The following is a 6,192-nucleotide window of genomic DNA, read 5'->3' on the forward strand; positions in this document are numbered from 1 at the left end:
GAACAGGGCAATCTTTTTCATCTTCGACTCCAGAGTGTTTAATGGGTTGGTACTAGGGCGAACCCATTTTTTCCCGGTCTATTCCAGAGAATTTGAAAATAGTTTTTGCGGTGGTTCGTTGGGGAGTTTGAAAGCCCTATTCTTGCGAACCATGCTCGATCCCGTGCGCGAAGTGATCCGCGACGGGTATGTGCTGACCGAGGAACTACCCGGCGCGCCGGAACGTTCCTGGAAGGGGCATCAGAAGATTTTGCGGGCTATCGAAAAGCAGGATGCCAAGGCGGCGCGCGCCGCAATGCATGACCATCTGGAAGTGTTCCGCCAGAATCTGGGGGTGTCGCTGGATGCGGAGTACCAAGGCGTTCGCGGGCAAACTTCGTCAGCCCACCGCCTGGTCGTAGACACCCATGCGTGCGCACTCGTGACACCAGCACCGGGCCACATCCGCCGGCAGCGCCTCCCAGGTATGCCCGAACGCGCATTCCCATTCCAGCGGCGCGCCTGCATCGACATAATCCGCCGATACCAGCTTTCCCCCACGCTCGGCCGCCAGCGCGCGCAGGCGTTCCAGACGCTGCTCGCGCCGCTGCGACGCGCAGTTCATGCAGCGCACGTTTTGCACGGCGCTGAGCGCGTCGTCCCATGCGTGACCGCGCCCGCATTGCCAACCGGCTTCGGCCGAATCGGACGACTCCGCCGCCCGTTCCATTCGATAGCGCTCAGCCAGCGCCATCAGTTCCTCGCGCTCGAACGCGTGTTTTGATTTTTGCATCGGTTTGACTTGAGTGCGGGTGATGCTCAATGAATGCTCAATGCGCGCCGCCGCCCAGCGCCTCGGATCGCGATGTAGTGGTGACGATGCCATCCGGACCAAAGTGGGCGTTGAACATGGCGTTACGGGTCACGCCGCCCTCCTCCCAATGCCAACTCCACACGCGCTCTTTCTTGAGCGGATATTCAGCGATGGTCGTGGGCTTTCCCAGAATCCGGCGCACTTCGTCCTGCGTCATACCCGGCCGGATCTTCGCGATGTTCTGCGCCGTCAGGACCTGCGTCACCGACACGAACTTGCCGTTTGCATCGATATCGACAAAATACGTGCTCGTGCCCGCAGGCCCGCGCGGATATTCCAGACGCTTGGAGCCATCCGTGAAAATGCGCGCGGTTTCAGGTTCGCCCATCTGGTCGCGGATCTGCGCCTCGGTCGTGACGCCGGGCGTCAGGTCTTTCAGCAACAGCGTGTCCGGTTTGACTGCATTGAACAACGACTTCAACTTGTTCATGGCGTCCTCGCTTTGGCTCTCGTTGCAGCCAGTGAGCAGCACGGCCGCCGCGCACGTGGCGGCAAGCATGAGTCTTTTCATATCCGCCGACCTCTCATTGGGCGAACGCCGCGTGCGCATCGCGGGCGGCGTTTTGGGCCGCGCTGGTCATCCTGCCTTTTTTAGCGATGGCACCGGATCGACCGCCTGCCCCGACTTGCGCAACTCGAAGTGCAGCAGCGGCTTGTTGCTTGGCCCCGTCCCCATTTCTGCGATCGGCGCGCCCTGACGCACCGTATCGCCCTCTTTCACCAGCAGCTTGCTGTTGTGCGCATACGCCGTCAGGTAGTCGCTGCTGTGCTTGACGATGATCATGTTGCCGTAAGCGCGCAAGCCATTGCCCGCGTAGACCACGCGGCCGGCGGCGGCGGCTTTCACCGGCTCGCCAACCTTGCCGCCGATATCGATACCCTTGCTGCCGCTTTCGCCGAACTTCGTGATCACGCTGCCTTCTGCCGGCCACGCGAGCCACGCGCCTTTCGCGCTGACGGCGGGCGTGCTGGTATCGGGCGCTTCGGCCTTGGCCGTCGCGTTGCTGCTGGCGGTCGTGGCAGGAGCCGAAGCCGCTGGAGAAGCTCCGCCGATGATCGGCGGCCCCGACTTCGACGAATTGGCTGCTGCCGCCGATTTGCTCCAGTCATCGGTGCTGCCGGCGGGCGTGCTGCCCGGCGGCGCCACGCGCAACAACTGGTCGATATTCACCTGCTTGCTTTCCGGCAGGTTATTCCACTTGATCAGGTCGGCTGGACGCTGCTTTTGCGCGCGGGCAATGCCGTAAAGCGTATCGCCCGGTTTCACACGATAAAACCCCGGCCCGGCTTCGGCCTGCACCGGCGGCGCGACAGCGGCCGGCCCGGCGACCGGCGTCGTTGCAGGAATGGACGCGGGAGCGCTGGTACCGCCCGTAGACCGGTCGACGATAGGCGCCGGCGTGGTCGCCGTCGAACACCCGGCGACCGTCACCACCACCATGCCAATGGAAACGAGCGCTCCGAGCACGCTCACCCGGCCGCCAGCGGCCAATCTAGAATTACCTGAACGCATTACCGCCATGCTTGCCGTTTTCCCTGACTTCCTGTTGTCGATATTTCCGGGCCGTGCCGGAGCGCCTAGAACCGCATGCCGGCTCCGCACCCGCCGAAAGCCCCACCGTTCGTGGCGCTCCCGCCGCAGCCAAAAATCCCGCAGCCCGCGAGCAGCGCCGTAACACCCAGCACCACCACCGCCAGCTTAAGACGACGCCAATTGTCCTTGCGCGCCGATCCCTTTGTATGACTCGTTCTTTCCAACATATGCAACCTGCCTCGCCAACCTTCGCCAGCATAAAACATTTAACGTTTGTTCATGAAACACCGGGCTTGTTCATCTCGATATTCGATACATCGATCTGACAATTCGGCATTCTAACCTTTTACGTTTTTGCGGCGAAAGAGCACACAGCGAGCAGTGGCCGGGCGCGAAAAAAAACGTCCGGATACTTACGATTTGGCTCTGCGCCGCATCATCTTCCAGAGCGCGCCGAGCGCTATCGGGACAATCGCAGCGCACACACCGACGATCGCAATCACATTCAGGTATTGGCGGATGAACGGAATATTGCCGAAGAAATAACCCAGCAGCACGAGCAGCAAGACCCAAATGGCCGCGCCGAGAATGTTGAAAAACTGGAAGCGCGCAGCGTTCATGGCCGACGCACCCGCCACGAACGGCGCAAACGTCCGCACGATCGGCACGAAGCGCGCAAGCACGATGGTCTTGCCGCCGTGGCGTTCGTAAAAACCGTGCGTCTTGCGCAGCGCTTCCCGATCGAGGAATCGTTCGAGTATGGGTATGTTGGTATCGAAGACCTTGGGGCCGATTGCGCGCCCGATCCAGTAATTCACCGTATTCCCGAGCACGGCCGCGACCAGCAGCAGGACGATCAGCGGAACGAGGTCCATCGATCCGCTTGCAGCAAACGCGCCGCCGATGAACAACAGCGAGTCGCCAGGCAGGAATGGAAACACCACGAGCCCGGTTTCGCAGAACACGATCAGGAACAGGATCGCGTACACCCAGCCGCCGTAATGCTGGATGAACACGCCGAGCGACTTGTCGATGTGGAGGATAAGACTCAGGAATGACAGCAGCGTATCCAAATGGGGCCTCGATCAAGATGGATTTGGCGATGACAACGTGCACGCGCGGTGGCATCGTTGCGAGAAAAACAGTCGCGCCATGATACCGAACTCGTTGCCAGAAAATTCACGAACGGCAGGTTTGGGCACGGCTTTTGGCGTGAATCGGTGCGCTTTCTTGCGCGCGGACCGATTCGCGGCACAGGGCTATATGGCGACTGGCTGGCCCCGAAATCGTTCACGGACGCGAGGCTTTATAATTTGAGCATGACCGACACCATCGATTCATCCGACGCGATTTTCTCCGACGCAATGTCGTCCGAACCCGCCGCCACGCGCTTTCAGCGCGCCATCCAGCCCCTGCCCGACCAGTTGATCAGCCAGATCGCGGCCGGCGAAGTGGTCGAACGCCCCGCGTCCGTGGTGAAGGAATTGCTCGAAAACGCGCTCGACGCCGGCGCGACGAGCCTGCGAATCACGCTGGACGAAGGCGGCGTGAAGCGGATCGTGATTGTCGACGATGGTTGCGGCATTCCCCCGGACGAACTCCCGCTTGCGTTGTTGCGCCACGCCACCAGCAAGATCCGCTCGCTCGCCGAGCTGGAAGCCGTGGCGTCGCTCGGGTTTCGCGGGGAGGCGATTGCATCGATCGCATCGGTTTCCGAGCTGTTCATCACCAGCCGCACGGCCACGTGCCCGCATGCCACACGCATCGATGCCCAGACCGGCGCGATCTCGCCGGCAGCCGGCACTACCGGTACGACGATGGAAGTGCGCGAGCTGTATTTCAACACGCCCGCGCGCCGCAAATTCCTGAAGAGCGAGCAGACCGAACTCGGACATTGCCTCGAGGTGATCAGGCGTGTGGCGCTGGCGCGGCCGGATGTGGCGATATCGGTGATACATAACGGCAAGGCCGTCGAGCACTGGAATGCGTCCGATCCGGCGACGCGCGTGGCCAAGATTCTCGGCGAGGTGTTCGCGACAGCGCATCTTCCCCTCGATGAACGCGCCGGACCGCTCGCCGTATATGGCTGCGCCGGGTTGCCGACCGCGAGCCGCGGCCGTGCCGACCAGCAATACTTCTTCGTCAACGGGCGCTTCGTGCGCGACAAGCTGCTCACGCACGCCGTGCGCGCCGCGTATGAGGACGTGCTGCACGGCAACCGGTATCCGTCGTACGTGCTGTTTCTCGATTTGCCGCCGGAAAGCGTGGATGTGAACGTGCATCCATCGAAGATAGAAGTACGTTTCCGCGATTCGCGTTCCATACACCAATACGTATTTCATGCGGTGCAGCGGGCGTTGGCACGCAATGCCGGAGCGTCGCCGGAAACGACGGCGGGCGGACATGCCGCGCAGTTGCAACCTACGGGGCTTGCGTCGTTCAGCGCGCGGCCTTATGCGGGATCGGGTGAATTTCAGGCGACGCCAAAGGCGGAGAACGGCACGAACTGGTTGCGGCAATCGCGAATGACGCAGGGCAACCTGCCCGTCGCGCAACCGCTGGCGCTGTATGACGCGTTGTTCGGGCGCAGGGATATTGGCGCGGGGACGCCTGACGGGACCACTTCGCTGGCGTCGTCGGAGCGCTATTCGCCGACAGAACCCAGCGCGCCGGTTTATGCCGAGATGCCCGGCGCACCGAATCTGGCCGTCGATGAACAGCCGCTCGGCTTCGCGCTCGGCCAGATCCACGGCATCTATGTGCTCGCACAGAACGCGCAGGGCTTGATCATCGTGGATATGCATGCAGCCCACGAGCGCATTCTTTACGAGCAGTTTAAAAACTCGCTCGCTGACCGGGCGATCGCGGTTCAGCCGCTGCTGATCCCGGTGACGATGACCGTCGATGCCGTCGAGATGGGCGTTGTCGAAGAAGAGCGCGAAGTGCTGGACGCACTCGGCTTTGACCTCGCGATTCTGTCGCCGGGATCGATTGCGATTCGCGCCGTTCCAGCGTTGCTCAAAGACGCCGATCTGCAGTCGCTGGCGCGAGCCGTCATAGCAGATCTGCAGGCTTATGGCGGCTCGCGCGTGCTCACCGAGCGGCAACACGAATTGCTCGGCACGCTCGCTTGCCATCACGCGGTGCGCGCGAATCGGCGCCTGACACTCGATGAGATGAACGGCCTGCTGCGCCAAATGGAAGCCACAGAGCGCGGCGACCAATGCAATCACGGCCGACCGACGTGGTTTCAACTGACGCTCGGCGATCTCGATCGACTCTTCATGCGCGGTCAATGACCGCGCCGAAAGTTGCCTGTTTATTAGGGCCGACGGCATCGGGGAAGACCGCTGCCGCGCTTGCGTTCGCGCAGCGCTTTCCGGTGGAGATCATCAGCGTGGATTCGGCGCTGGTTTATCGCGGGATGGATATCGGCACCGCAAAGCCGACCGAAGAAGAACGCGCGATTGCGCCGCATCATTTGATCGATATCATCGATCCGACCGGGGCTTACTCTGCAGCACAGTTTCGGAACGATGCTCTGAGGCTGGTGGCGGAGATCGAAGCGCGTGGACGCATTCCGCTATTGGTCGGCGGCACCATGCTGTACTACATGGCGTTGACGCGCGGATTGAACGAACTGCCCGAAGCAAATACGGAAGTGCGTGCGGCACTCGATGAAGAAGCCATGCGCGATGGCTGGCCTGCGTTGCATGCGCGATTGGCTGTAGTCGATCCTGAGACCGCGGCGCGATTAGCGCCCAATGATTCGCAGCGAATTCAGCGCGCGCTCGAAGTGTTCATG

General features: G+C 61.8%; 6 protein-coding genes. 3 read left to right on the forward strand and 3 right to left on the reverse strand.

Features of this window, described 5'->3' with window-relative positions; all coding sequences use genetic code 11:
- A partial coding sequence (locus ACFFAR_RS21990) for an FCD domain-containing protein (protein WP_375508465.1) occupies positions 1 to 763 on the forward strand: 763 nt, incomplete at its 5' end.
- Positions 764 to 809: 46 nt separating this feature from the next.
- On the opposite strand, the gene bamE is transcribed toward ACFFAR_RS21990, so the two are convergent.
- The 3 genes from bamE to ACFFAR_RS22005 form a co-directional block, all read right to left on the reverse strand.
- Positions 810 to 1,364 (reverse strand): outer membrane protein assembly factor BamE, encoded by a 555-nt coding sequence (gene bamE / locus ACFFAR_RS21995; RefSeq protein WP_375508466.1) that lies wholly within the window; start codon positions 1,362 to 1,364, stop codon positions 810 to 812.
- 66 nt (positions 1,365 to 1,430) lie between these two features.
- Positions 1,431 to 2,327 (reverse strand): peptidoglycan DD-metalloendopeptidase family protein, encoded by an 897-nt coding sequence (locus ACFFAR_RS22000; protein WP_375508467.1) that lies wholly within the window; start codon positions 2,325 to 2,327, stop codon positions 1,431 to 1,433.
- A gap of 473 nt (positions 2,328 to 2,800) precedes the next feature.
- Complete coding sequence (locus tag ACFFAR_RS22005) at positions 2,801 to 3,460, reverse strand: VTT domain-containing protein (RefSeq protein WP_062000252.1); 660 nt, start codon at positions 3,458 to 3,460, stop codon at positions 2,801 to 2,803.
- A 291-nt stretch (positions 3,461 to 3,751) separates the two neighbouring features.
- On the opposite strand from ACFFAR_RS22005, the gene mutL reads away from it, so the two are divergent.
- Positions 3,752 to 5,686, forward strand: a complete 1,935-nt coding sequence (gene mutL, locus ACFFAR_RS22010) for a DNA mismatch repair endonuclease MutL (RefSeq protein WP_375508469.1) — start codon at positions 3,752 to 3,754, stop codon at positions 5,684 to 5,686.
- Positions 5,683 to 6,192 (forward strand): tRNA (adenosine(37)-N6)-dimethylallyltransferase MiaA (gene miaA / locus ACFFAR_RS22015; protein WP_375508468.1); only part of this gene is annotated, 510 nt, incomplete at its 3' end. The genes mutL and miaA, both read left to right, overlap by 4 nt.

Origin of the sequence: uncultured Caballeronia sp., from assembly GCF_964243625.1 — a bacterium.
Lineage (GTDB): Bacteria > Pseudomonadota > Gammaproteobacteria > Burkholderiales > Burkholderiaceae > Caballeronia.

What these genes read in the sequence shown, in the direction of transcription:
- bamE (WP_375508466.1), bottom strand. Translation starts at nt 1,364, where the DNA reads ATGAAAAGACTCATGCTTGCCGCCACGTGCGCGGCGGCCGTGCTGCTC.
- mutL (WP_375508469.1), top strand. Translation starts at nt 3,752, where the DNA reads ATGTCGTCCGAACCCGCCGCCACGCGCTTTCAGCGCGCCATCCAGCCC.